We start from the raw sequence: 23,910 nt of genomic DNA on the forward strand, positions 1-23,910 counted from the left end.
GCTTGTTGTCGACCGGCCCGATTCGATACGATAGTGATTCGAGGGGTGGCCGGGCTTTCCGACACCACAGTCACCTGGAGGGAGCATCAACGTGCAAGGACAATTCGGTCGGGCGTCGCGAGCGGTCGCCATCAAGTCATGCGCCGCGGGTATCTTGTGGACCTCTGTGATCTCGGCGCTCTGCGGCTTGCCCGAGCGCGCCGATGCCGGGGGCACGCCGCTGACCACGCAGCTCGTCGCCAACGGGCTTTCTCAGCCGCTCTATCTGACGCACGCGCCGGGCGACTTTCATCGGCTGTTTGTGCTGGAGAAGGCGGGGCGCATTCGCATCATCAAGGACGGCGTGCTTCTGCCGACGCCGTTTCTGGATATTGACCCCATTGTGAACTCCACGACGCTGGAATGGGGCCTGCTCGGGATGGCGTTTCACCCCGGCTATGAGTCGAACGGCTACTTCTTCGTCAACTACATCGAGAACACCGGCGACTCCGTGATTGCTCGATATCGCGTGAGCGGCAATCCTGACATCGCCGACGCGGGCAGCGGTGAGATTGTGCTTTACATCGACCAGCCCAACGCCAACCATCGCGGCGGATGGCTCGACTTCACCTTTGACGGCTACATGTATTGCACCTTCGGCGACGGCGGCGGACAGAACGACCCGAGCAACCGGGCGCAGAACATCAACCTCCTGCAGGGCAAACTCCTTCGCCTCGACGTCGACGGGCCGGACAACATCATGGGCAGCGCCGACGATGACGGTTTCCCCGCCGACCCGCAGAAGCTCTACACCATCCCGCCAAGCAACCCGTTCGCCGGCGTGGCCGGGGCCGATGAGATATTTGCTTACGGCTTTCGCAATCCGTGGCGGGCGTCGTTCGATCGTTCGACGGGCGCGCTGTACATCGCCGACGTCGGGCAGAACGCGTGGGAGGAGATCGACTACATCCCGTTCGGCACCGCGGGCGGACAGAACTTCGGCTGGCGATGCATGGAGGGCAACCACTGCACCGGCATGACCGGGTGCACCTGTTCGCTGAACTGCCCGGGCGGCAGCGGACTGGTCTGTCCCATTCAGGAGTATGGCCATGCGTTCGGCGTCTCCATCACCGGCGGCTATGTCTATCGCGGCTGCGCGATACCGGATCTGAAGGGCGTCTATTTTTATGCCGACTTCCAGAGTTCGCGCATCTGGTCCTTCCGTTACAACGGTGTCTCCATTTCCAGCTTTGAAGAGCGTACGGCCGAGCTCGATCCGCCGGGCGCGCTTGCCATTAACTCGATTGCGTCGTTCGGCGAGGACGCCTTCGGGGAAATCTATCTTGTCGATCACGGCGGGGAGATTTTCAAGATCGTCCCCGCCACTTTCGTCGGGCCGGACTGCAACGGCAACGCCGCGCGCGATACCTGCGACATCCTCGCGATGGTCAGCACCGATGTGAACCTCGACGAGGTGCCGGACGAGTGTCAGTGCGCCACGTGCCGGGGCGACATGAACGGCGACAACTCCACCAACGGGGCCGACGTGCAATCGTTCGTCGATTGCTATCTCGGAGGCGTCGCGACGGCGCTGGGCTGCTACTGCGCCGACATGAACATCGACCTGAGCCTCTCGACTGTCGATATCGACTCGTTCACCGACAAGCTGCTCGGCATCGGCGATCCGAGCCCGATCTGCCCGTAAAGCTCGCCGCGCCATCGCCGGCGGTGGCGAAGCCTGCCGACGATCGAATACAATCCCCCATCATGGACGCTGCCGCGCTGCGCATACTCGATGCCAACTTCAACCGGGCGCGCGAGGGTCTGCGCGTGCTGGAGGAGCATGCGCGATTCGCGCTGGATGACGCGGGGCTGACGGATTCGCTCAAGCATCTGCGCCACGAGCTGACGGCGGCGGGCGCGCGACTCCTGCCAGCCGACGCACTTAGTTGTCGGGACACGCCAGGCGACGTCGGCACGCAAATCACGACGGACGCGGAGCATCAGCGGGCGGACACAACGGCGGTCGCATCGGCCGCGGCGAAGCGGCTTGGTGAGTCGCTTCGGTGCATTGAGGAATATGGTAAGCTCGTCGATCCATCTGCCGCCGCTGCCGTGGAGCAGATGCGTTACCGGTTGTATTCGATCGAGCAGGAGGCGCTTTTGACTTCGCCGCGGCGCAGGCGGCTGCGCGAGGCGAGGCTGCACGTGCTCGTCACCGCCGAGCTTTGCAAGGGGGACTGGCTGGCGACCTGCGAGGCGGCGATGGCGGGCGGGGCCGATGTGATTCAACTGCGCGAGAAATCGCTGAACGACCGGGAGCTGCTGGCCCGGGCGGTGCGGCTTCGCGCGATGACCGAGGCCGCCGGGGCGCTGCTGTTTATCAACGATCGGGCGGACATTGCCCGACTGTGCGGGGCTGACGGCGTTCATGTGGGGCAGAGCGATCTTTCGGTCGCGGATGTTCGGCGCATTGCCGGGCCGACTGTGCTGGTGGGCAAGAGCACGCACAGCGCCGCTGAGATTACGGCGGCGATCGAGGAGCGGCCGGATTACATTGCGGTGGGCCCGATGTTCGCTTCGGCGACGAAGCCGGATGTACAGGTCGCCGGGGCGCGACTGCTCGAGAAGGCTGCCGGGCTTACTGATCTGCCGATTGTGGCGATCGGCGGGATCACGGCGGGCAATGTCTCGGGGCTGGTTTGCCGGAGTCCGTTTGCGGTGGCGGTGAGTCATGCGGTGATCTCGGCGAGCGATGTGGCTACGGCTGCGCGGGAGATTCGCGGGGCGGTTTCGTGCGACGAGCGGCAAACTCCAAGGTGACATAAGGTGACACAGCCGATTTTTTTCGTTTGCAACTCTTGTGGCGGGCATGTGTTGGGGCAGGGTCTGGAAAAGTCGAAAAAGCGAAAAGTCGGATCGTCGAAATGGGGGAGAGTTTGGGCGGGACGGGGTCGCGGGGGCATTTGAGAGGGTCCAGGAAAATGCAAGGGCGATGACACAGTTGGCGTCGGCGGTTGGCGTTGAGTGCGATCGGGTATCCGGCTTTTCTGGTACCGCTTGCTGACGCGCGCGGCTCGGATCGGGGCGCGGGACGCGCGCAAGTCGTGCAAATCCGAAGGTGACATATAGTGACACACGCGATTTTTTTCGCTGGCAAGTCTTGTGGCGGGCGTGTGTTGGGGCGGTTCGCGTTTTGGGTGGTTTTTGGGTGGAAACGTCGAAAAATCGAAACGTCGAAACGTCGAAATTTCGCGGACCCGGGGCCTGGGGCTTGAGGTTGGGATTGCCGAAAACTCGGACATCGCGCGCTAACTCCTGCGGGGCCGGGGTGGGTTTGTTTCCATTTGGTTAATACTTGCTCGGCGTGCGCGCGGGCGGCGTGAATTTGGGGGTGTCGGGGATTGCTGGGGAAGCCCATGGACGGCCGTCCGTGGGCTTCGGACGGATTGCAAGGTAATCCGCGCTAACGCCTTTGTTACGGTCGAACCGTTTTAAGGGAATACCGGGGCTCTCCAGTTAGTTATAATCAAGGTGGTCATGCACGAACATGCTTCGTCGGTGACCCGTCAGCATTCCGGAATTCGCGTGGCCTGATTCGCGACTGATTCCACGATTGGGCCGACTTGCAGCAAGGGCCGGTGCATCGCGTGACAAGAACTTCTCACATTCGGCGTCGCGTGGCGACACTACTTCCAGCGCTTGTTGCGATGGCCGCGTATCTGTTGAGTCCGCCGGCGTCCACTCTTGCACAGTGCGAATACGACTGGCTTCCCGGCGCGGGTCTGCCGGGGGTCGATGGCGGGGTGTCGTCGATGATCAACTGGGACCCGGACGGCGACGGACCGCAGAGTGAGATACTTGTTGTCGGCGGGATATTTGAAGCGGCGGGCAATGTGCTGACGCGCCATGCGGCCGCATGGGACGGAATGCAATGGCGGGCGATGGACAACGGGCTGTTCCGCGCTGGGGTCACTGCTCTTGGTGTTCACGACGGGCAGTTGTATGCGGGCGTCTATAAGAACAGCGACGGACTTCCGCCTCGCGTACTTCGGTGGGATGGCGCCGAGTGGCAGACGGTCGGCAACGTGACGCGCGGTTCTTTGCTTGCGTATGTCAGCGCGTTCGCGAGCTTCAACGGGAACCTGGTGATTGCCGGGTCCCTTTCGGAGGTCGACGGCGTCTCGACGCCCGGGTTTGCGATGTGGGACGGCAAGTCGTGGCAGCCGCTGGGATCGGGGGTGTCGGGCACATCCCCACCGATCGGGTATGGGCTGCATGTCATGAATGGAGAATTGATCGTCAGCGGATCGTTCACGATGGCAGGCGGCATCAGCGCCAATCGCATCGCTGCATGGAACGGGGAAACGTGGCGTGCGCTTGGGAGCGGTTTCTCATCGAGCGGCGCATCGGCGTTTGCGGAATTCAATAGCGACTTGATCGCCGGGGGATATTTCTATGAAGCGGGCGGCATTGTCGTCAACAACATCGCTCGATGGGATGGCGTCGCGTGGCATTCCATGGGCGAAACCAACAGACCGGTTAATGCACTGCGCGTGTTCAACGGGGAGTTGATCGCGGCAGGGGAGTTCGGAGGTGTAGGGGGCGTGCTGACTCAAAGAATCGCGCGCTGGAATGGTGTGACGTGGGACCATGTCGGCAAGGGGATCGGATACGCCCACGGCGGCAGAGTGTATGCGCTGGGCCAACTGGGCGGTGACTTGTACGTCGGAGGTACATTCGGCGTCGCCGGAGGCGGCGTTGATGTGCAGAACTTCGCCCGTTGGGATGGTAGCGAGTGGCAAAGAGTCGGCGACGGTCTCATCGGTCCAGTTTATTCGTTTGGCGTGTACGACGGTGAGTTGATTGCGGCCGGGATGTCTCAGTTTAGCAGCGAACTGAATATCAATTATCTGTCTCGATACCGAGACGGTCGGTGGTCGAGAATGGCCAGTCACGTCGGGATTATCGACGAGATGATGACATTTCGCGGAGACCTGATCGTGGCCGGTGTGTTTGGCGCGGTTGACGGCACGCCTGCCAACAGCCTGGCGCGATGGGACGGGCAGAGGTGGTCCGCGGTCAGTACCGCCCTTGCGCAGGATTCTCCTTTGACCATTGCCGCGATGGTGGAATACCGCGACGAACTCGTCATCGCGGGCAGCTTCAGCCGCGCCGGCGGCGTGGTCGTCAACAACATTGCCCGATGGGACGGGACGACGTGGCGTTCACTTGGAACAGGAACTTCGTGGATCGTACTGGCATTGGAGGTTTTTCAGGGCGAGCTCATAGTGGGCGGCAACTTCACCAGCGTGGACGGGCAGGACATTCCGTACCTCGCGCGATGGAATGGGGAGACGTGGCTTCCCGTCGGTCCGCGACTGAACGGCGGCGTGTCGGCGCTGGCGGTCCACCATGACAAGCTGATCGTCGGCGGAGGATTTTCAACGGCGGACGGCGTGCCGACTGCCAATGTCGCCGAGTGGGGTGGTGACAACTGGACGCCGTTGGGCACCGGGTTTGGCGGCTATGGAATCAACGACTTTGCGACGTACAACGATGAACTCTACGCATCGGGTTCATTCTGGGTGCCCGACGGGAACTCCGGGTACATCGCTCGCTGGGACGGTGAGAATTGGAAGGATGTCGCCGCGAGTCTGGGCGGCGAAGTTTATGCATTGCAAGCGTGGAATGGCGAACTGGTGGTGGGCGGCGACTATCCCTACCCCCTTGAGTGGTCGACGGACAATTACTACGTCGCGCGATTAGCGCCGGTCTGCCGGGTCGGAGATATGAACTGCGACCATGTGATCGACGCGGGTGATGTGAGCCGGTTTGTGAACGCCATTTTGGAGCCGGAGAACCTCACCGGGTGCGGTCGCTACATCGCCAATACGAACCGGGACGTATTCGATGACGGCACGTCACGGGTCGATGCACTTGATATCGCAAGCTTTGTTGACGCAGTGCTGAATCATCCTTGATCGGGCACGGGCGGATTTGATTTCTTAATTAAGTATTTTTTTGGCGCGCGCGGGAGATGCGACCCCTTCGGGGTCGCTTTGCGCGGGGTGGGCTCGCGGTACAGGGGCGATGCCCCTGCCTACTCACTTTTGGCCCTTCGGGCCGGAGGCAGGTTGATCGTGCCGATTGCCGATTTATCGGGGTAGATGCTGGTTAATCAAATGGATAACGGGTTCATCGAGTCGATTGCAGGTTCAACGAGCCGGATGCGAGTTGATTGAGTTGATTGCGGGCAACTGGGCCAGGTGCAAATCAATCGAACCGATGCGGGTTGGTCGATTTGCCAGGCGAGATGCGCGAGGCGGCATCTCGCGCAGGCAGCTGTGTAGGCGCGCACGGGGAGCAAGTGTGGTTGGTGCGAGGAGTACCAGCATGACCTTGGCGCACGAAACGATCAGCGTTCGGCAAACAGCCGTCGGAACTCGGCGGGCTGCCGCAGTGTTTCGGCCTCATGTCACTCAAAAAACGCCAAAATATCGAAGCGCCCCAACACATGCCCGACACGAGAGTTGCGAACGAAAAAAATCGCGTGTGTCACCTTATGTCACCTTCTCTTTTGGCGCGAAGTGCGTGCGAAAAACCGGCCGGCATGGGCGCGCGGCCGCTTGCGGACGATTGCCCACGGTGGATGTTCAGCCGCCCGGACTGGAAGTCCGGGGCTCGTCGGACTGGGGTTCTTGCGGCGGCTTGCAGGGGCGCGGCGTCGCACCGAAAATGCGGCGACTATGAGCAAGAATGCCAAAGCCGCGGTGATGAGTGCCTTCAAGGAAGCCATTGGAGTGCAGGAGTTCCCGTTGCCGGATGCGCTGGCGGCGGGCGACGTGCTGGTGAAGGTGACGATGGCCGGGGTGTGCGGGACGGACGTTCATCTGCACAAGGGCGAGCTGGCGGTGCCGCTGCCGCTGATCATGGGGCATGAGACGGTCGGCCTGGTGGAGGCGATCGGCGGCGAGGCGAATGACTGGCTGGGCGCGCCGCTGAAAAACGGCGACCGGGTGTCGTGGACTGTGGGCCGGCCTTGCGGCGAGTGTCTTTACTGCCGGCTGCACCGATTGCCGTCGCGCTGCTCGAACCGCAAGGCGTACGGGGTGAACACGCCGTGCAACCACGCGCCGCACTTTCTCGGCGGGTATGGGCAGTATCACCATCTGCGCGCGGGGACGGCGATCTTCAAGCTGGCGGACGATCTGCCGTCGGAAGCGCTCATCGGCGCGGGCTGCGCGCTGGTGACGTGCGTGCACGGCTACGAGAAGATGCCGGTGCGCTGGGCGGAGTCGTGCGTGGTGCAGGGGGCGGGGCCGGTGGGGCTGGCGGCCATCGCCATCGCATCGGACGCGGGGGCGCGGCCGATCATCGCCATCGGCGGGCCGAAGGATCGACTGGAGCGGTGCCAGCGCTTCGGGGCGGACATCACCATCGACATCGACGAGATCAAGAACCCCGACAAGCGGCGCGGCATCGTTTTGGAGAACACCAACGGGCTGGGGGCGGACGTGGTGATCGAGTGCGTCGGGCATCCGTCGGCGGTGTCGGAAGGATGGCACCTGGCGCGCGACGGCGGGCGGTACATGGTGCTCGGGCAATACTGCGACGCCGGGCCGATCCCGCTGAACCCGCATTACATCACCAAGAAGGAGCTGGAGATTCACGGCTCGTACGGCAGCGAGCCGCACCATTGGGCCAAGGCGCTGGAGTTCCTGCGGGCACGGGGGGACCGATTTCCGTTTCACGAGCTCATCACGCATCGCTACTCGCTGGACCAGGTGAACGAGGCGCTGGACGCAGTGGCGCACTGGCGGACGGGCAAGGCGGTGATTTGTCCGAATGGGTAGGAGGAGACCTGGGGCGCAATACGGCACATTGACGCGGCATCGATGGTGGGCAGAGCCCACCCTACGGGGGCGCAGCGGTCGGTGAATTGCACGGGGGCGATGGTGGGCAGAGCCCACCCTACGGGGGCGCGGGGGGGCGGGGCCATTGCGGGGGCGCTCGGGTTGTCGGGTTTTGGCGAATTGGGTTTTCGTTGGTAGGCTTCCCGGTCATGCTGGTACAACTTCACACGGCCACTCTGTTTGGTATTGATGCGATCGCCTGCGAGGTCGAGGTGAATATCTCGTCGCGCGGGTTTGCCGCGCCGGTGATCGTCGGATTGCCGGACGCGGCGGTGAAGGAAAGCCTGGAGCGGATTCGCACGGCGATCACCAATTGCGGATACCAGCCGCCGGGCAATCGGACGGTGATCAACCTTGCGCCGGCGGACATTCGCAAGGAGGGGCCGGCGTTCGATCTGCCGATCGCGCTGGGGATGATCTTCGCCAACGACGGCATCGCCCCGCCGGAGTTGAAAGAGTATGTCATCGTCGGGGAACTGGCGCTTGACGGACGGGTGCGGCCGATCAAGGGGGCGCTTTCGATCGCGATGATGGCGCAGAGCGAGGGCTTTCGCGGGGTGATCGTGCCGCGCGAGAATGCCAACGAGGCGGCGGTGGTCGACGGGCTGGAGGTCATCGCGGTGGCATCGCTGGCCGAGGCGGTGGGCTTTGTCGTCGGGCAACTGCCGCTGGAACCGACGACGGTCGATCTCGATCAGCAATTCGCGCAGGCGTCGGCGTATGACCTCGACTTTGCGGATGTGCGCGGGCAGGAGTTTGCCAAGCGGGCGCTGATTATCGCGGCGGCCGGAGGGCATAATGTGCTGCTCGTCGGGCCGCCGGGCTCGGGCAAGACATTCATGGCGAAGTGTCTGCCGACGATATTGCCGGCGCTGACGCTTGCGGAGTCGCTGGAGACGACGCGTATCTGGTCGGCTTCGGGCAAGCTGCCGTCGGGGGCGACGCTGATGGCAACGCGGCCGGTGCGGACGCCGCATCATTCGGCGAGCAGCCCGGCCCTGGTGGGGGGCGGGACGATTCCGCAGGCGGGCGAGGTCTCGCTGGCGCACCACGGGGTGCTGTTTCTGGATGAGTTCCCGGAGTTTCAGCGTGCCATCCTGGAGACGCTACGGCAGCCGATGGAGGATGGGTGCGTCACGATTGCGCGGGCGCACAGCGTGGTGCGGTTTCCGGCGGAATTCATGATGGTGGCGGCGATGAACCCCTGCCCCTGCGGGTATCTGTCGGACCCGCGGAAGCCGTGCAAGTGTTCGCAGATGCAGATCGAGCGGTATCGGGCGCGGATCAGCGGGCCGCTCATCGATCGGATTGATATTCATATTACGGTGCCGGCGGTGCCGTTTGACGAACTGCGGAACAAGAAGGTGGGCACGGACTCGAAGAAGATGCGCGAGGAGGTGCTGGCGGCGCGCAACGTTCAACATGCGCGCTTCGCGGCTTCGAGGGAGCAGGCGGCGCAATCGGCAGGGCGCGAGGAGACGGCCGTCCTCACCGCGGCGCGTGCGACGACGACGATGCTCAATGCGCGGATGGGCCCGAAGCTGGTGCGGCAGCATTGTCCGCTGGACAGCGCCGGGGAGACGATCCTCAAGCAGGCGATGACGGAGCTGGGACTGTCGGCACGGGCGCACGACAAGGTGCTGCGCATCTCGCGGACGATTGCGGACCTTGCGGGGTCGCAGCGCATTTTGCCAGAACACGTCAGCGAGGCGGTGAACTATCGGCAGCTCGATCGGCAGCGATGAAAGCGATCGGCCGTCGCCGAGCCGGCGCTGGAATGAACCGCCCAATGCCTGGGAAACTTAGCGGCGACGGCGGCGGGAACGGTGCTTGGTGCTGCCGAAGGTCGGCTTGGCCTGGGCGGTCGCGGTTCCGCCGGCGTGAGCTGCCGGGCGCTGCGTCGTATCGCGCTTGGGCGCTGATCGGCCGTCTGAATCCCGCTGGGGCGCGGGCTGATTTCCGCGTCCATGGTGGGTGGCAGCCGCGGACTGTCCGGAATGACCCGGCCTGCCGCCGCGGCGCTTCTTTCGGCGCGGCCTGCCGTGCGATGCGTTGTCTCGCTGCGGTGCGTGCGCATTGCGGTCGCGGTTGTCCGAGTGGCCATGCTGTCGCGATGTCGCCTGCCTCGGCCGTCCGGGATTATGAATCGGTGACGAGCGCGGGCGATCGGCGGCATCATTCGATGCACCAGCCTGCGCGTATTCGGGATGTTCGCGAATGACGGTGATCGTCTTGCAGATCAGTCGCTCGATGGCGTTGAGCTGGGATCGCTCGTCCGAGTCACAGAAGGAGACGGCGAAGCCTGACGCGCCGGCGCGGGCGGTACGACCGATGCGATGGACGTAGGTCTCGGGGGTGTCGGGCATGTCGTAATTCACGACGTGGGAGATTTCATCGATATCGAGTCCGCGGGCGGCAATGTCGGTGGCCACGAGGACGCGCGACCTGCCCGATTTGAAGTTTTCCATAGCTCGAAGCCGGGCGTTCTGGCTCTTATTGCTGTGGATGGCCTCGCAGGGAACGCCGGCGATCTCGAGATCGCGGACGACCTTGTTGGCCCCGCGGCGGGTGCGGGTGAAGATCAACGAGCGGGTGAACGCCGTTGTGCCGAGCAGGTGGTTCAGGAGGGCGGGCTTGTTTCGGCGCTTGAGGAAATAGACGGATTGCTCCACGTTGTCGGCGGCGGCGGATTCGCGGGCCACCTGCACGAGTACGGGTTTGTTAAGCATGGCATCGGCGAGCTTGCGGATGTCGGGCGGCATGGTGGCGGAGAAGAACAGGGTCTGCCGCACCTTTGGCACCTTGGCGACGATCTTGCGGATGTCGTTGATGAAGCCCATGTCGAGCATGCGGTCGGCTTCGTCGAGGACGAGCACTTCAACGGTGCTGAGGTCGATGTGGCCCTGGTTCATCAGGTCGAGGAGCCGACCCGGGGTGGCGACGAGGACGTCAACACCGTGGCGAATGCCGGCGACCTGCCGGCCCTGGCCGACGCCGCCGTAGATGACCAATTCGCGCAGGCCAGTATGCGCACCGTAGACGCGGAAGCTCTCGCCGATCTGCGAAGCGAGTTCACGCGTTGGGGAGAGGACGAGCGTTCGGATCGGCCTGATGCGGCCATTGGAGCCGGTGGGCTTCATCAATCGGTGGAGAATGGGCAAAGCAAAAGCGGCCGTCTTGCCGGTGCCGGTTTGGGCACAGCCGAGAAGGTCGTGGCCCTCGAGCACCTGGGGGATGGCCTGGACCTGAATGGGTGTGGGGGTGGTGTAGCCTTCGGCGGTCACAGCGCGAAGGATCGGCTCAGCGAGCCCGAGGTCTTCGAATTTCATGAATGTTCCTGTTGAAATTGGCGGACAGAAGTGGAAAGTGCCGTCGAATGTCCCGGACGCGTGTCGCGTCCTCATCAAGTCATCGGATCAAGGCAATCATCCAACGGCTTTCTGCCTCGTTGAATCAAGCAATATCGTAGTGCATGGCGGACTGGATGTCCAATGGCAGCCTCAAGGCACTGGAATTGGGCGAATCGGCAGTTTCGGCCGGTGGGTCGGGCTCCTGGTCGGGTATGAGGCCTTAAGAAGCCGATGGTCGCGCCGCGAGGGGTCAGAACTTTACCTTCGGCGCTTCCTTTGCGGCGGCATCGTCGAGCTCGAAGAACTCCTCGGCGCGGAAGCCGAGCGGACCGGCGACGAGCAGGTTGGGAAACTTCTGAATTGCCTCGTTGAAGTCGGCGACGGCGCGGTTGTAGCGCTGGCGCATGCTGCTGATCTGGTTTTCGGTGGCGGAGAGCTCGGTCGATAATTGCTGGAAGTTGGCGTTGGCTTTCAGATCGGGATAGGCCTCGGACAGGGCGAAGATTTGCCGCAAGGCGCCGGTCAGCAGGCCTTCGGCGGCCGCGGATTCGACGGGGGTCTTCGCAGCGACCGCCTGATTGCGCGCGGCGATGACGCGCTCCAGGCTGTCCTTCTCGTGGGCGGCGTAACCTTTGACCGTCTCGACGACATTGGGGATCAGGTCGTGGCGACGCTTGAGCGAGACGTCGATCTGAGCCCAGGATTCGCGCAGGTCCATGCGCCGGCGGACGAACCCGTTATAGGCGACGATGATCCAGAGAAGCCCGACGCCGACGACGACGGCAAGAGCAATCAGTGCATTGGTCATGGGACTGGCTCCGTATTGAATGGCCGGTCAGGACTCTCCCGGCGTGCCCGAGTCATCCGGCAAGAGCGTATCAGCCATTGCACCGGCCGCCAATAACGAGCTTCGGTCATCGATACTCGTCCAAAGTGCGCTTCACCAATCAAAGCGGTTTATCAAGCGTGGGCAACGGCGCGGAAAGTATCGCTTTGGCCTTGTCGAGTTGCTTGTGCCCACCGACCAGGACGAGCACGTCGCCGGCTTCCATTTTGGTGTCCGGTGAAGGATTGGTTTGAGGCCGTCCGCCCCTGACCAGGGCAATGATTGTGACGCCGGTGTTCGCCCGGAGATCCATCTCTCGGATCGTCTTGGAGGCGGCGGGGCTGTCGGATTCGAGCATGAAGGTCTGCGTGGCGGTCGCCTCGAGCAGACTGAGCAGATCCGACCGCCCTTCACCGGCGGCCGGCCTTCCGCGGAGCATTCCGTAACCGCCCGCGCGGATCATGGTGATTTGCGCCTCGATGACGTTGTCCGGAATGCCAAAGTGCTTCAGGACGTGGGCGAAGATTTCGATGGAGGTCTCGAATTCCTCGGGGATGACCTGATGCGCTCCGAGCCGATACAGATGTTCCAATTCGCTGATATACCTCGTCCGGGCTAGCACATAAAGGTCCGGCCGGCGCGACCTCGCCTGGGCGACGATTCTCCGGGTAGCATCCTGATCGTTGATCGCAATGACCATTGCCCGCGCCGAACTCAATCCCGCGTAGTCGAGGATCGCATGCCGCGCCGCATCGCCGACCAGCACGCGATTGCTCGCGTCGCGGGCGACTTGTGCGAGCCGGCTGTTCATTTCGATGACGATGAATGGAATGCCGGTGGCCTTCAGCACCTTCGCCAGATTCTGCCCGTTGAGCCCGAAGCCAACAATGAGGACATGGTCCTTCATTTCCAGGGCATGTGAACTAACTTCAATCTCTGAGTCAGTTCCACCGGCAAGCCTTTGATGCACGGCCATGGAAAGCCGACCGGCCAACGGGAAGAAAAACGCGCCGAACATCATCGTTCCGACGATCAGGGCCGTGAACTGATTAAGGTGTCCATCGGACAAGATTCCGAGTCGATCGGCCTCGCGCGCCAGCACATAACCAAACTCGCTCACCGTGCAAAGCCCGATCCCCGAATAGATGCCCAACCGAAGCGGCCAACCGGCGAGGCGCACGGCCGCCGTCGTGAGCAGGCACTTGGCGATCAGGATGACGACGATTGCAGCGCCGATCATCGCCGCCTGCGGCGCAATCGTGGACAGATCGACCAGCATTCCCATTGAGATAAAAAAGACGGCATTAAACACGTATCGAAACGGCATGATCTCCGCGGAAAGCTGGTGACGCAGGTCCGTCTGCGAGAGAATGAGCCCTGCAATGCACGCCCCCAAGGCCCACGACCAACCCGCCAGGCCCGCCAGCCACGCCCCGGTAATTGCCATCACGACGGCGAAAAGCGTGAGCAGTTCGCGACCGCCGTAACGGAGAATGGTCTGAAGTACTCTCGGCACTACCCATCGGGCGATCATCGTCACGACACCCAGCATGGCGACCGACAGGACGCCGCGCAGGGTCGCCTCTTGCCAGCCCGCCCCGGTGCCCGCGGCGACGAGCGGAAGAAAGAGCATCAGCAGAATGACGAAGACATCCTGGAGCAGGAGAATTCCCGTGACCAGCGTGCCCCCGACGGAATTCGTCTCGCCTTGCTGGCTGAGCTGGTTCAGCACGATCGCCGTGCTTGCAAGGGAGACGGCCGCCGCGAGGACCAGCGATTCCGCCGAACTCGAATAGTGAAGGAACTGACCCACGGCATAGGCGACAACGCCGATCAGCGCGATCTGGATGCCCGCAGCCACGAGAAGCCGCCGGCCACTTCGTATGAGCGGCTCCGGAGAGAGCTCCAGCCCCACCGTGAAGAGCAACATCACGAGTCCAAGCTCCGAGAACTGCTCCACCGCTTCCGATGGAATCAGCTGAAGCCCCGAGGGCCCGATGACGATTCCGGCGAAGAGGAATCCGATGATCGCCGGAGCACGGAAAATGCGAAAAAGCCACGCAATGCACAGGGCCGCTCCGAAGAGGACGGCTGCCTGCGTCAGGAAGCTTGATCCGTGCATGTCGGCATGATACGTCGCACCGGGAAATTATTCACGCGAAGGACTGCGCGTGCCGCGAGACACGAAACGCGGTGAGCCGCGCCGGTGCCGTTATGCCCGACGGTGACGGAGGGCGCGTACCTCGACCATTGCGAACGCCACGAAACGACGATCGCTATGAGAAACGCAAGGACTTGCGGTTCGTCGGCCGTCATCTGGTGTAACGAGTTGATGACGTATTGACCGGATGCGAGGTCGCCGAGTATTCAGTTAATGACTGCTCCGGCGGGGTCGCCGGACTTAAAGGCACTATTCAACTGACTAAGGGGGGTGAATGGCACCGGGCGGAGTTTATCGTGCAACCCGGCAGACCCGGCCCTGGGATTCAAATGAGGGATCACCAAATCGGCATTTACAGCCGATAATCCAAGAAGCTCGACGACCATCGCGCTATGAATTGCAAGGCTGCGACCGGACTGCTAAAATGTTTTACTAGGCCGGTACGATTGCCCAGGCAGGAACGAGATGTTCAGGTCAGACGGGATTGGCATGAGTATTCAGTTAGACATTCTTTATCGAAGCCAATTCAGGCATATGCTGTTTAATAGGGACTGCATAAGGAGATTGTGATGGCGCAGCCGCGCGTGCTATTGTTGATTCGGCCCGGATCGCAGATCGGGCCGCTCACATCGCGCGTGACGGAAGGCGCTGAGGTCGTCACCGTTTCTTCGTTTGACGAGGCGGTCGCGGCGATGCGGGACCACGTCTTCGATCTTGTTATTTCAGATCAGAGCGATTTTCTGGCGGTCGAGCGCGCCGCGGTCAATCAGCAGTCCGCGATGATTCTGGAGAACATCGGCCAGGGCGTCTGCATCGTCAACCTGAATGGGCGACTTGTCTGGGCGAACCCCAAGATGCGGAGCTACCCGGAGGAGTTAATCGCGCAGGTATGCGGCGTCTGCGTCAAGACGTTCGGCGCGGCCCATGACAACGACCGCGGGCGACCGGCGCATCACCGAGCCCGGCGCGTGAGTTTGACGAGCCCGCGAGACGAGTATTTTGAGATCACGATTTCGCCGATTCTCAACAGTCGCGAGGAGGTCATCCAGATCGCGGCGGTGGTCTGGGACGTGACCCACAGCCGGCGGCTGCAGAAAAAGATCGACGCAATCGATCTGGCGGGCCGGGAGCTGGTGCGGCTGGACGGCGAGTCGACGGCGGCGATGAACGTCGAGGAGCGCATCGACCTGTTGGAGCAGAAGATGCTCCGCTGCATGCACGACCTGCTGCACTTCGACAACTTCGCGGTTCTGCTGGTGGACAAGAAAACGAATCGGCTGGAGTTCGTGCTGCAGCACGGCATGACGCCGCAGAGCCAGGACTACGAGATCATCGCCCTGCCCGAGGGGAACGGGATCAGCGGCTACGTCGCCGCGACGGGCCGGAGCTACATCTGTCACGATACTTCGAAAGACCCGCGATATCTTCAGGGGCTGGAGACTGCGAAGAGTTCGCTGACGGTCCCGCTTCGATTTCAGGACCGGATCATCGGGGCGTTCAACATCGAGTCGGACCGGCTGGCGGCGTTCAACGAAGAGGATCGCCAATACGCGGAGATTCTGGCGCGCTACGTCGCCATCGCCCTGAACATTCTCGACCTGCTCATCATCGAGCGTAATGAGTCCACCGGCCGTCTGGCCGACGACGTGATCGGCGAGATCTCCGGCCCGCTGAACGACATCATTACCGAAGCACAGACCCTCAAGGAAGAGTACATCGGCAACGACGATCTTCGGCACCGTCTCAATGCCATCTGCGATCACGTCACGGAGATCAAGCAGAAGGTCAAGGACGTGGCGGTCCCGCGCGGCGGCATTCTCGGACGAAGCTCCGCGACGGCGTCCGATCCGCTTCTTTACGGAAAGCGCGTGCTGGTGGCGGACGACGAGGAGGTCATCCGCGAGACGATCGCCGGGGTCCTGCGAAAGGCGGGCTGCGAAGTAGAGACCGCGCCTGACGGCGCGGCGGCGATTACCGCGGTCAACGCACAATCGTTTGACCTGCTGGTGGCGGATATTCGAATGCCGCACAAGAGCGGCTACGAAGTGTTCGCGGCGGCGCGTGATTTGAATGCGGACATCGCCGTGATCTTGATGACCGGCTTCGGGTATGACCCGAATCATTCCATCGTTCGGGCGCGTAAAGAGGGCCTGAACGCCGTTCTGTTCAAGCCTTTCAAGGTGGAGCAGCTTCTGGCCGAGGTTCGGGGCGCATTTCAGCCGGCGAGCTGAGATCAATCCGGCTGGAATTCCCAACGAGACCAGGGTTCGGAGACGGGATCGTCCGTGGACAGGACGTGGCCGCCGATGAATCCGACGTTCATCCTTCCCATGTGACGCATCGCGGGAAACCAGGACACACCCGATTCGTAGGCGTCTTTTTGATCGTCGTATTTCATGGGCGGCGCGGAATAGTAGGGCGAGATTCGTCGCTCGACGGCGACCTCACCGGCGACGTCAAAGACCAGCGGCACGTCAGGATTGGTGAGTATCCTGCTTGAGAGGTACGCGGTGGTGGGAAAAGGCTTGCCCTTGATGAAGCGCGTCTTGCGGTCGAGTCGCTTGTTGAATCCGCTGCTGACTTCTTTTTGCGGTCCGACTGCGCCGGCGCTGCAGGGGACGCCGGAGCGGCGCGTCAGCCGAGCGCCTTTTTCGGGGCACACCAGCGGCGACTCGGAGGCCTTGATGAATTCGGATTCGGACTTGGGCCCCTGCCAGAATTCGTGAACCTGATAGAGCGATTCCTGGAAGTCCTCCAGAAGAAAGCGATCGGCTCCGAGGTTTTGGCTGTCACCGCGCAAACCGGCGCCGCTTTCATCGGCAAACTCAATGAAACGCTGGACGACGGTTCGGTATTTGGCGCGACACTCCACATCCTTGGCGGCGTGGCGTCCGGCGCTGAGTGCGGGCATGAGGATGGCAAGCAGAAGTGCGATCACGCCGATTGCGATCAGCAACTCCACGAGGGTCAGGCCTCGAGATCTTCTTGCCGGGCAGATCATATGAGTCAACTCTGCGCTGCCGGCGGGACACCGGTGCGCAACTTCCTCCGCCGTCTGGGATTATACAGGACCTTGGATGGGAAGTGAATCGGGAGCACGCCGATTTGTGGCGGACCCGTTGGTGGGAGCCGGTTTTCACAGCAGGAGGGCCGGTTGACGGGAGTGGGATCGGCGGTTCCGAACGGGTCGTGGGGTGGGGACAGCAGAATTGTGGGCTATTGATCGAGCAGGAGGTTTACAAAGCCACTGATGTCCCGCCCGTCGATGACGCCGTCGCCATTGATGTCTCCGCGGGTATCGGGGGTGATCCCATTGTGGGTACTGGCGTATTCCTGGGGCAAAAGCAGGCCTTGGACGAAATCGGACACATCCGAGGTTTCGAGGATCTGGTCGAGGTTCTTGTCCCCGAGAACGACGGCATCGGCCTGGGTCACGTAACCGTCGTAATTCGTGTCGTAGGCACAGAAGTTGGGGGAGAAGTTGATGAGGTCGATGCTCTCATTTGTGCCATTCTTGTCCTCGTCGTAGCCGGGCTGTCCGTCGTGGTCGGTCACGAAGGCAAGCAGTGCGGCGACGTCCTGGGCATTGACCGCGCCGTCACCATTGAAGTCGCCGGTCCGAACGTTGGGCGTGATGTCGGTCCAGATGAACTTGGCCCCCCACGGCTGCTGCGATTCGTAGGCGCTGCCGACCAGGACGCAGGTACGCCAGTTGGCAGGGTTCATGGCAGAGGAAACGTTGGCGTACTGCCACCCGGCGATTAGCTGGAACTCCGGCATCCAGGTCATATAGGGATCGGCGTAGGTGGCACTGAATTGGAGGTCGAGCAGGGCTTCCTCGATGGAATTGTCGTTGATGTCGCAGCCGTCGTTGGGCTGGGGCGACATGCTTGAGCCATTCAATTGGGCGCAGGCTCCGTTGGTCAGGCCGTAGACGAGTGACACGGTGGTGCGGTTGGTGACTGTATCGTGCGCGAATCGCAACTTGGTCTCCGGCGTGTAGCGACCGGGACGTTCGACGCACTTGAATGCAAAATCCTCAAAGCCGTGGGCGCGGTGGAGGAATTCGCCGCGCAGGACCCAGGTCTCGCCCGCTTCGAAAACCGCCGGATTGCCGCCGGGCTTTTCGACAACGACCGAGATGCTTTCGATCTGATCCCCGAAAAGAGAGATATGAAACTCCTCGCCGCTGCGCTCTGCGTAGGGTGGAGTCGAAAAAGTACTGTCCAGCATGCTTCCGAGTAACACAGCCCGACCGGCAAAGCGCGCTTCGCTGGTCATGCCTCCGAATCGGGCGGCGTTGGCGAGATACCTGTTCTGAGGATAGCTCAACTCACCGCCGGTATTCGAATCGGCGTCGAGGTCAAACTCGACAAAGCCGAAGACCGGGTGGGGGCCATAGCAGAATGGGGAGTAGGTCGGGAACTCGTCGTCATAGCCGATGGGACCGGGCGGATTGATCAAGCCCACAAAGACGATGTCGAATCGGACGAACTGCCCCGCCGAACTCCACTGACCGGTGAAACGATCGGCCCAGGGAAAGTCGGGTGCGAATTTCCCCAGGCGCGTTTCGACAATATCGGGCAAGCGATGAGTGAGGGGATTAAACGGGCCGTCGTTTCCTTCGTCGGTTCGTCGAATGGTCGCGTCGCCGGCGGCGTCGGTGGCCACGATGGGCTGCGCCGGCGCAGGCGTTACCAGGCTCAACATGACGAGCCAGGGAAGGGCGCGCATTCGGATTGACGGCCTATGATCAGACACTCTCACGAGCCGCCTCCATGGACTTGTTGAGTCGATAGCGCAGGGCCTCGCGGGTGATGCCCAGTAATCTGGCCGCCCGGCTGAGATTCTGACCGGTGTATTCAAAGGCGGCGACGAGAATCGCGTGTTCGACTTCATCCAGGGTGGGTCGGCCCTTTTCAAAGTCCATGTTGATGACACGACCGTGCGGAAGACCGAGGGAAACGTCGGGCGTGCGCATGTCGGACAGCAAGGGCAGTTGAGCGCGGTCGATGGACTCGGAGTCGGCCTGAAGGACGCAACTCTCGATCAGGTGAGACAATTCGCGGACATTGCCGCGCCAATCACATTCCTGGAGGGCGCGACATGCGTCGTCGGTAAAGCGGCGCCGGCCCAGACCGAACTTCGCACTGTGCATCGCCAGGAAATGATTGGCGAGCAGGACGACGTCCTCGCGCCTTTCGCGAAGCGGGGGGACGATGATCTCGACCACGCGCAGGCGATGGTACAGGTCGCGCCGAAACTCGCCGCTCTCGACGGCGGCGGGCAGGTCACGGTTAGTGGCGGCCACGACGTGGACATTCATCGGGCGCGTCTGAGTGCCGCCGACGGGGCGAATCGCGCGGTGCTCGATGGCATGGAGGAGCTTGGCCTGAATATCGGCTTCCATGTGGCCAATCTCGTCGAGGAACAGGGTGCCGCCCTGGGCCACTTCAAACAGGCCGCGCTTGGCCTGCTGAGCACTGGTGAATGCGCCGCGGACGTGGCCGAATAATTCAGACTCAAAGAGCGACGACGGCAGGGCCGTACAGTTCACGTGAATAAACGGCCGGCCTCTGCGCGGGCCCTGATAGTGAATCGCCCGAGCGACGAGGTCCTTGCCCGTTCCGGTCTCGCCCATGATGAGGACGGTCGGCGGATCTCCCCGATCGAGGACGCCGGGGCGGGTGAGTCGGCGGATGGCCTGCCTGATCGATTCGATGGACTCGGATTTGCCGAGAATCCGATCGAGACCGCTGCTTTGCTCTTCGCGATGCTTGAGGAGGAAGAGGTTGTCGGAAATCTGCTGGTGCTCGACGAGCCGGGCGACGACCAACTGCAACTCGTCGAGATCGACGGGCTTGGTGAGGTATTCGGCGGCGCCGTTCTTCATGGCCTCGACGGCGATGCGCTCGCTGCCGTGGGCTGTTACCACGATGAAGTTGGTCAGCGGCGACTCCGCCTTCATCTGGGGCAGCAGCTTCAGCCCGTCGGCGTCGGGCAGGCGAATGTCCAGCAGGACGACGTCGGGTACCATTTCGGAAAAGGCGGGAAGCGACTCCCGACCGGTGTGCACCACTCGCACTTCGTGGCCGTGGGCCGTGAGTTTCTCCGCGACGTTTTTCGCAAGAACGCGTTCATCTTCGACGATCATGATGCGTGCCATTTGACACTTCCTATCTGACGAGGACCGTTACGGCCCGACGTCTTCACCCTTGTTCACCGCCACTGACGGTAAATCCACCACAAAACGAGCCCCCTTCTGAGAGGATGCGAGGCGAACATCGCCCCCATGTAGTCGAGCGTAGCGCCGCGCCGTGGCCAACCCGATCCCGGTTCCGCCGGGCTTGGTCGTCATGAATAAGTCAAACAGGTTGTCCTTCAATTCGTCGCTGACGCCTGATCCCTGATCCTGCACGGCGATTTCAATGCGACCGTTGGCATTGGGTCGCTCGCAGCTCACGACAATGCGATCACCGGAATTCGAATGATCCATCGCATTGGAGATTAGTTCGATCACGACTTGTTCGAGCTGGGCCTGGTCGCCCTGAAGCGTTACCTCGCTTTGCGGCAACTGCAAGTCGAGGGCGATGCCGCGATTGGTCAGCTCGGAGGCAAGCCCATCGGTCGCGGACTTGATGACCTGTGTGAGATTGATCGCGGCAAATCCATCGGCGGTGGCGCGGGAGAGGGCCAGCAGGCCGGTGACACGGTCGCCGAGTCGTCGGCCTTCTTCGAGCACGTCCTGTAGGCGCGTGCGCGAGGCGGGATCGAGTTGGCCGAGTTGCAGAGTTAACTGGGCGGAGCTTCGAATTCCCGCGAGCGGATTGCGAATGCCGTGGGCGACGCTGGAACAGAGCTCTCCGACGGCGGCGAGGCGTTCGCGGCGCTCCTCGCGAAGGCGCCGGCGCTCGATGTCGAGAGATCGCTCGGTCAAGTAGAGACGTCTGCCGAAACCGAGAATGCCCACCAGGATGACGAGGACGGCGGCGATGAGGTAGCGTTCGTCGCGTGCGCGCTTTTCCAGATCGCGCTGGTGAATGAGTAGCATTTCGTCGCGCAGGGCGGTATTGCGGCTCTCAATGATGCCGAGGGCGGTCAATGCTTCGCGCTGTGCGGCGTCCATCTTCGCCATGGCCCAGCCGGCGCGGCGCGTGGCCTCGTGCCGCGATTGCTCGTCGGCGGACTTATCGGTGAGAACGGCGTATTCCTCGAAGAGTTGATCGCCGGATTCGAAGATCTGGTTGATGGCGTCTTCGGGGAGCGGGCCGAGCTGCCTGATCTCCCGGCCTTCGTTAATAACGTCGATCATGCGGACTTTTTCGAATGCGAATCGACTGGCGCAATCATCAACGGCCTGAGTCAGGAAGACTTCGGTGGCCGGCGCGTTGAGCCTCACGATCCGCTCCTCGGCACGTTGCAGCCACTTTGAATGTTCATCATGCTCACCCGCCTTTTCGATCAGCAACTCCGCATCGCGGGTCGTTTCGCTGTGCACCTGGAGCGTCAGCAGAATGACGACCGCATTGAAAAGCGCAAGCAGGAGGCAAACGTGGTAAGAGCGAATTCGGGACACCTGCGAATCTCCACAACCGCGGCTCAAGGCGTCGATTTCGCGATCGAACGACGCCGGACCGCCTGCACAGAACTGTGCGTATTCACACAAATCCTGTGCGGTATCCCTCTATTCTAGCAGCTTCCGAGTCGCCTCCGTTAGGACAACTTCTCGTCTAAGAGGCTCATAAGTGCCCCGTTAGCCGAGGGTTGGGCAAAATGCCGAACCTGAGAATGGGTCCTTCCTGCATAGACAAGGAGCATTCCGCGTGCCAGGTTCGAGAATGGAAAGGGTACGGCGACAATGGGGTCGTCATTATCGGATCGATTGGCCCCTCAAGGGCGGCGGCGACGTAGTCCTGACATGAGCCAGGTTGATACCCTCCCAGGTGAGATTTGAGGAATTCAAAATTTTTGCGATTCGCCGGGAAGATTCGGCGGTCAGCCGGGTACCTCTATTGAGTGGCAGCCCATTGGACGAGATGGGATTGACCCGGATGGCGAGACTGATTCGCGGCGAACCATTTTGCCGCACCGCGAGGTGAGAGATGTCCTGGAACTTTGCAAGACTGTTCGGCCGAGGCAAGTCGCGGATGCGTCAATTCGACGATGCAGCGTCGCTGATCTCGCAGTGGGAGATTGTCGCGGAACCGGATTGCATCCGAGTTCGCCCGGTGGGTGAAGAGCTGAAGCCCGCGGCGATGACGATGATGGTCGAGAAGATCATCGGCCTGAATCGCCCGGATGGGCCCTTTCGAATTGTGTTCGATTTCAGTCGGGTGCAGCGGTTCGGCCCGGAGTGGACGCCGATCATCGCCGGACTGGTACAGGTCGCCAGACAACTGCCGGAGATTTGCGAGATCGCCGGGCTGCATGGTCAGCCGGAGGCGGCGGTCAGACTCTACCGAACGAACAAGACACTGATGGGGATGATGCCGCGCCGCAGCGCTGCATAACGATTCGACGCACCGAAGTCATCAAAGAAAAGTCTGCGTCGATTTCAGATTCACGCTACGCGCGGCCAGTTCGCTGGTCATTCGCTCGAGCATGCCCGATTGCATGCCCAAGAGCTCCGGCGGCAGGACTCCGGGCTGGGCTATCTCGCTCCGGGCGAGCATTCTGGCGACGATGGCGCAGGGGAACGCGGTGGTTCTGGCCATGGATGTTTGCGCGGTCGCATGATCATATTCATCGTATAGATCGTAGGTGTGTCGCACGGCGCGGCCGCCCTTTCGGCCATCGACGACCACTCTGAGGATCGTAAATTCCTCTTCGCCAAGTTTATAAGTCCACATGGGGAAGAGGAGCTTCGAGGTCACATCGAGCGGGCGGACTTTGACGCCGCGAATCTCGATCTCGTCCTTGCCGAAAAGGCCCGTCTCGCGAAGGACGGCCATCAATTCGATGTGACCGGGATAGCGCAGCGTCTTTTCGACCATGTTCGGGGCATTAATGTTTTTGATAAGGGTCCGCAGGCCGTCGGTGTTGAATGCCTCGAGTTCACCGACGATGGGAAACTCGATACGCTCGGCATCGGAAAGGGCCGGCTTCACGACGTGGTTTCCGTTTTCGATCATCCGCGCCGGGCGGGTGTATTCCTCAATGACGTCAGCGGGGGCGAACGGGGCCTTGTACTGGTAGGGCCAGGCGGGTTGTTTCGGAAGGCCGCCGACGTAATAGACGACGCGATCGGTCACATCCAATTGAGATGCTATGTGGCCGATGACCAGATTCGCCAGACCGGGCGCGACGCCGCAATCGACGACGGCGGTGACGCCGCGTTCTTTCGCGAGGTCGTTCAATTCGGTCTGATCTTCGACCATGAATGAAATGTCGGCGAAGGGCTTGCCGGCTTCGATGACGGTTCGGAGCACCATGAAGCCCAACTTGCTGGGCATCGCGCCGAGGACGACGTCGGCCTGTTCGATGGCCTTAATCAGCACTTCGGGAGAGCCGAGGTCGGCCTTGTGGGTGATGAGATTCTCGACTCCGGAGAGGCGCGCCAGATTGGCTTCATTGGCGTCGAGTGCGGTCACAATGAAATCGGGATCGCTCGCCATGTCCCGGGCCATCGTCGCGCCAACGAGCCCGCAACCGAGGACGACTGCTTTTTTCTTGTCCATG

At 62.0% G+C, this 23,910-nt stretch carries 15 protein-coding genes; 7 read left to right on the forward strand and 8 right to left on the reverse strand.

Translation table 11 applies throughout. The annotated features are described in order from the left end of the window. The first annotated feature begins 91 nt into the window (after positions 1-91). From HS101_05390 to HS101_05410, 5 genes are all read left to right on the forward strand, one after another. On the forward strand, positions 92-1,684 hold the full coding sequence (locus HS101_05390; protein MBE7505706.1) for a PQQ-dependent sugar dehydrogenase: 1,593 nt from the start codon (positions 92-94) through the stop codon (positions 1,682-1,684). A gap of 62 nt (positions 1,685-1,746) precedes the next feature. Continuing rightward, positions 1,747-2,802: a thiamine phosphate synthase gene (locus HS101_05395; GenBank protein ID MBE7505707.1), complete on the forward strand. Its 1,056-nt coding sequence runs from the start codon at positions 1,747-1,749 to the stop codon at positions 2,800-2,802. Between the two features lie 827 nt (positions 2,803-3,629). Next, positions 3,630-5,963, forward strand: coding sequence for a hypothetical protein (locus HS101_05400; GenBank protein MBE7505708.1), 2,334 nt, complete (start codon positions 3,630-3,632; stop codon positions 5,961-5,963). 765 nt (positions 5,964-6,728) lie between these two features. Beyond that, positions 6,729-7,835 carry an alcohol dehydrogenase catalytic domain-containing protein gene (locus tag HS101_05405; protein MBE7505709.1) on the forward strand — a complete coding sequence of 369 codons (1,107 nt, stop codon included), beginning with the start codon at positions 6,729-6,731 and terminating at the stop codon, positions 7,833-7,835. 209 nt (positions 7,836-8,044) lie between these two features. Next, positions 8,045-9,640 (forward strand): YifB family Mg chelatase-like AAA ATPase, encoded by a 1,596-nt coding sequence (locus tag HS101_05410; protein MBE7505710.1) that lies wholly within the window; start codon positions 8,045-8,047, stop codon positions 9,638-9,640. A 57-nt stretch (positions 9,641-9,697) separates the two neighbouring features. Here the strand turns inward: HS101_05410 and HS101_05415 are convergent, their stop codons facing one another. The 3 genes from HS101_05415 to HS101_05425 all read right to left on the reverse strand — a co-directional run bounded on the left by HS101_05415 (position 9,698) and on the right by HS101_05425 (position 14,193). Then, positions 9,698-11,224 carry a DEAD/DEAH box helicase gene (locus HS101_05415; GenBank protein ID MBE7505711.1) on the reverse strand — a complete coding sequence of 509 codons (1,527 nt, stop codon included), beginning with the start codon at positions 11,222-11,224 and terminating at the stop codon, positions 9,698-9,700. Positions 11,225-11,495: 271 nt separating this feature from the next. Beyond that, a complete protein-coding gene (locus tag HS101_05420) occupies positions 11,496-12,053 on the reverse strand; it encodes a LemA family protein (GenBank protein ID MBE7505712.1) in 558 nt (185 codons plus the stop codon). A 139-nt stretch (positions 12,054-12,192) separates the two neighbouring features. After that, positions 12,193-14,193, reverse strand: coding sequence for a cation:proton antiporter (locus tag HS101_05425; protein MBE7505713.1), 2,001 nt, complete (start codon positions 14,191-14,193; stop codon positions 12,193-12,195). 608 nt (positions 14,194-14,801) lie between these two features. Between HS101_05425 and HS101_05430 the strand changes: the two genes are divergently transcribed. Continuing rightward, a complete protein-coding gene (locus HS101_05430; protein ID MBE7505714.1) occupies positions 14,802-16,463 on the forward strand; it encodes a response regulator in 1,662 nt (553 codons plus the stop codon). A gap of 2 nt (positions 16,464-16,465) precedes the next feature. Here HS101_05430 and HS101_05435 read toward each other — a convergent pair whose 3' ends face one another. The 4 genes from HS101_05435 to HS101_05450 all read right to left on the reverse strand — a co-directional run bounded on the left by HS101_05435 (position 16,466) and on the right by HS101_05450 (position 21,808). After that, positions 16,466-17,194: a type II secretion system protein gene (locus tag HS101_05435; GenBank protein MBE7505715.1), complete on the reverse strand. Its 729-nt coding sequence runs from the start codon at positions 17,192-17,194 to the stop codon at positions 16,466-16,468. Between the two features lie 254 nt (positions 17,195-17,448). After that, complete coding sequence (locus HS101_05440) at positions 17,449-18,999, reverse strand: hypothetical protein (protein ID MBE7505716.1); 1,551 nt, start codon at positions 18,997-18,999, stop codon at positions 17,449-17,451. Further along, positions 18,986-20,398 carry a sigma-54-dependent Fis family transcriptional regulator gene (locus tag HS101_05445; GenBank protein ID MBE7505717.1) on the reverse strand — a complete coding sequence of 471 codons (1,413 nt, stop codon included), beginning with the start codon at positions 20,396-20,398 and terminating at the stop codon, positions 18,986-18,988. The genes HS101_05440 and HS101_05445 overlap by 14 nt, the downstream gene beginning before the upstream one ends. A 27-nt stretch (positions 20,399-20,425) precedes the next feature. Next, positions 20,426-21,808: a HAMP domain-containing histidine kinase gene (locus HS101_05450; GenBank protein MBE7505718.1), complete on the reverse strand. Its 1,383-nt coding sequence runs from the start codon at positions 21,806-21,808 to the stop codon at positions 20,426-20,428. A gap of 526 nt (positions 21,809-22,334) precedes the next feature. Between HS101_05450 and HS101_05455 the strand changes: the two genes are divergently transcribed. After that, on the forward strand, positions 22,335-22,742 hold the full coding sequence (locus HS101_05455; protein ID MBE7505719.1) for a hypothetical protein: 408 nt from the start codon (positions 22,335-22,337) through the stop codon (positions 22,740-22,742). A 21-nt stretch (positions 22,743-22,763) separates the two neighbouring features. On the opposite strand, the gene HS101_05460 is transcribed toward HS101_05455, so the two are convergent. Continuing rightward, positions 22,764-23,909, reverse strand: a complete 1,146-nt coding sequence (locus HS101_05460) for a saccharopine dehydrogenase family protein (GenBank protein ID MBE7505720.1) — start codon at positions 23,907-23,909, stop codon at positions 22,764-22,766. Between the last annotated feature and the right edge of the window lies 1 nt (position 23,910).

This window comes from Planctomycetia bacterium (genome assembly GCA_015075745.1).
Taxonomy (GTDB): domain Bacteria; phylum Planctomycetota; class Phycisphaerae; order UBA1845; family UTPLA1; genus UTPLA1.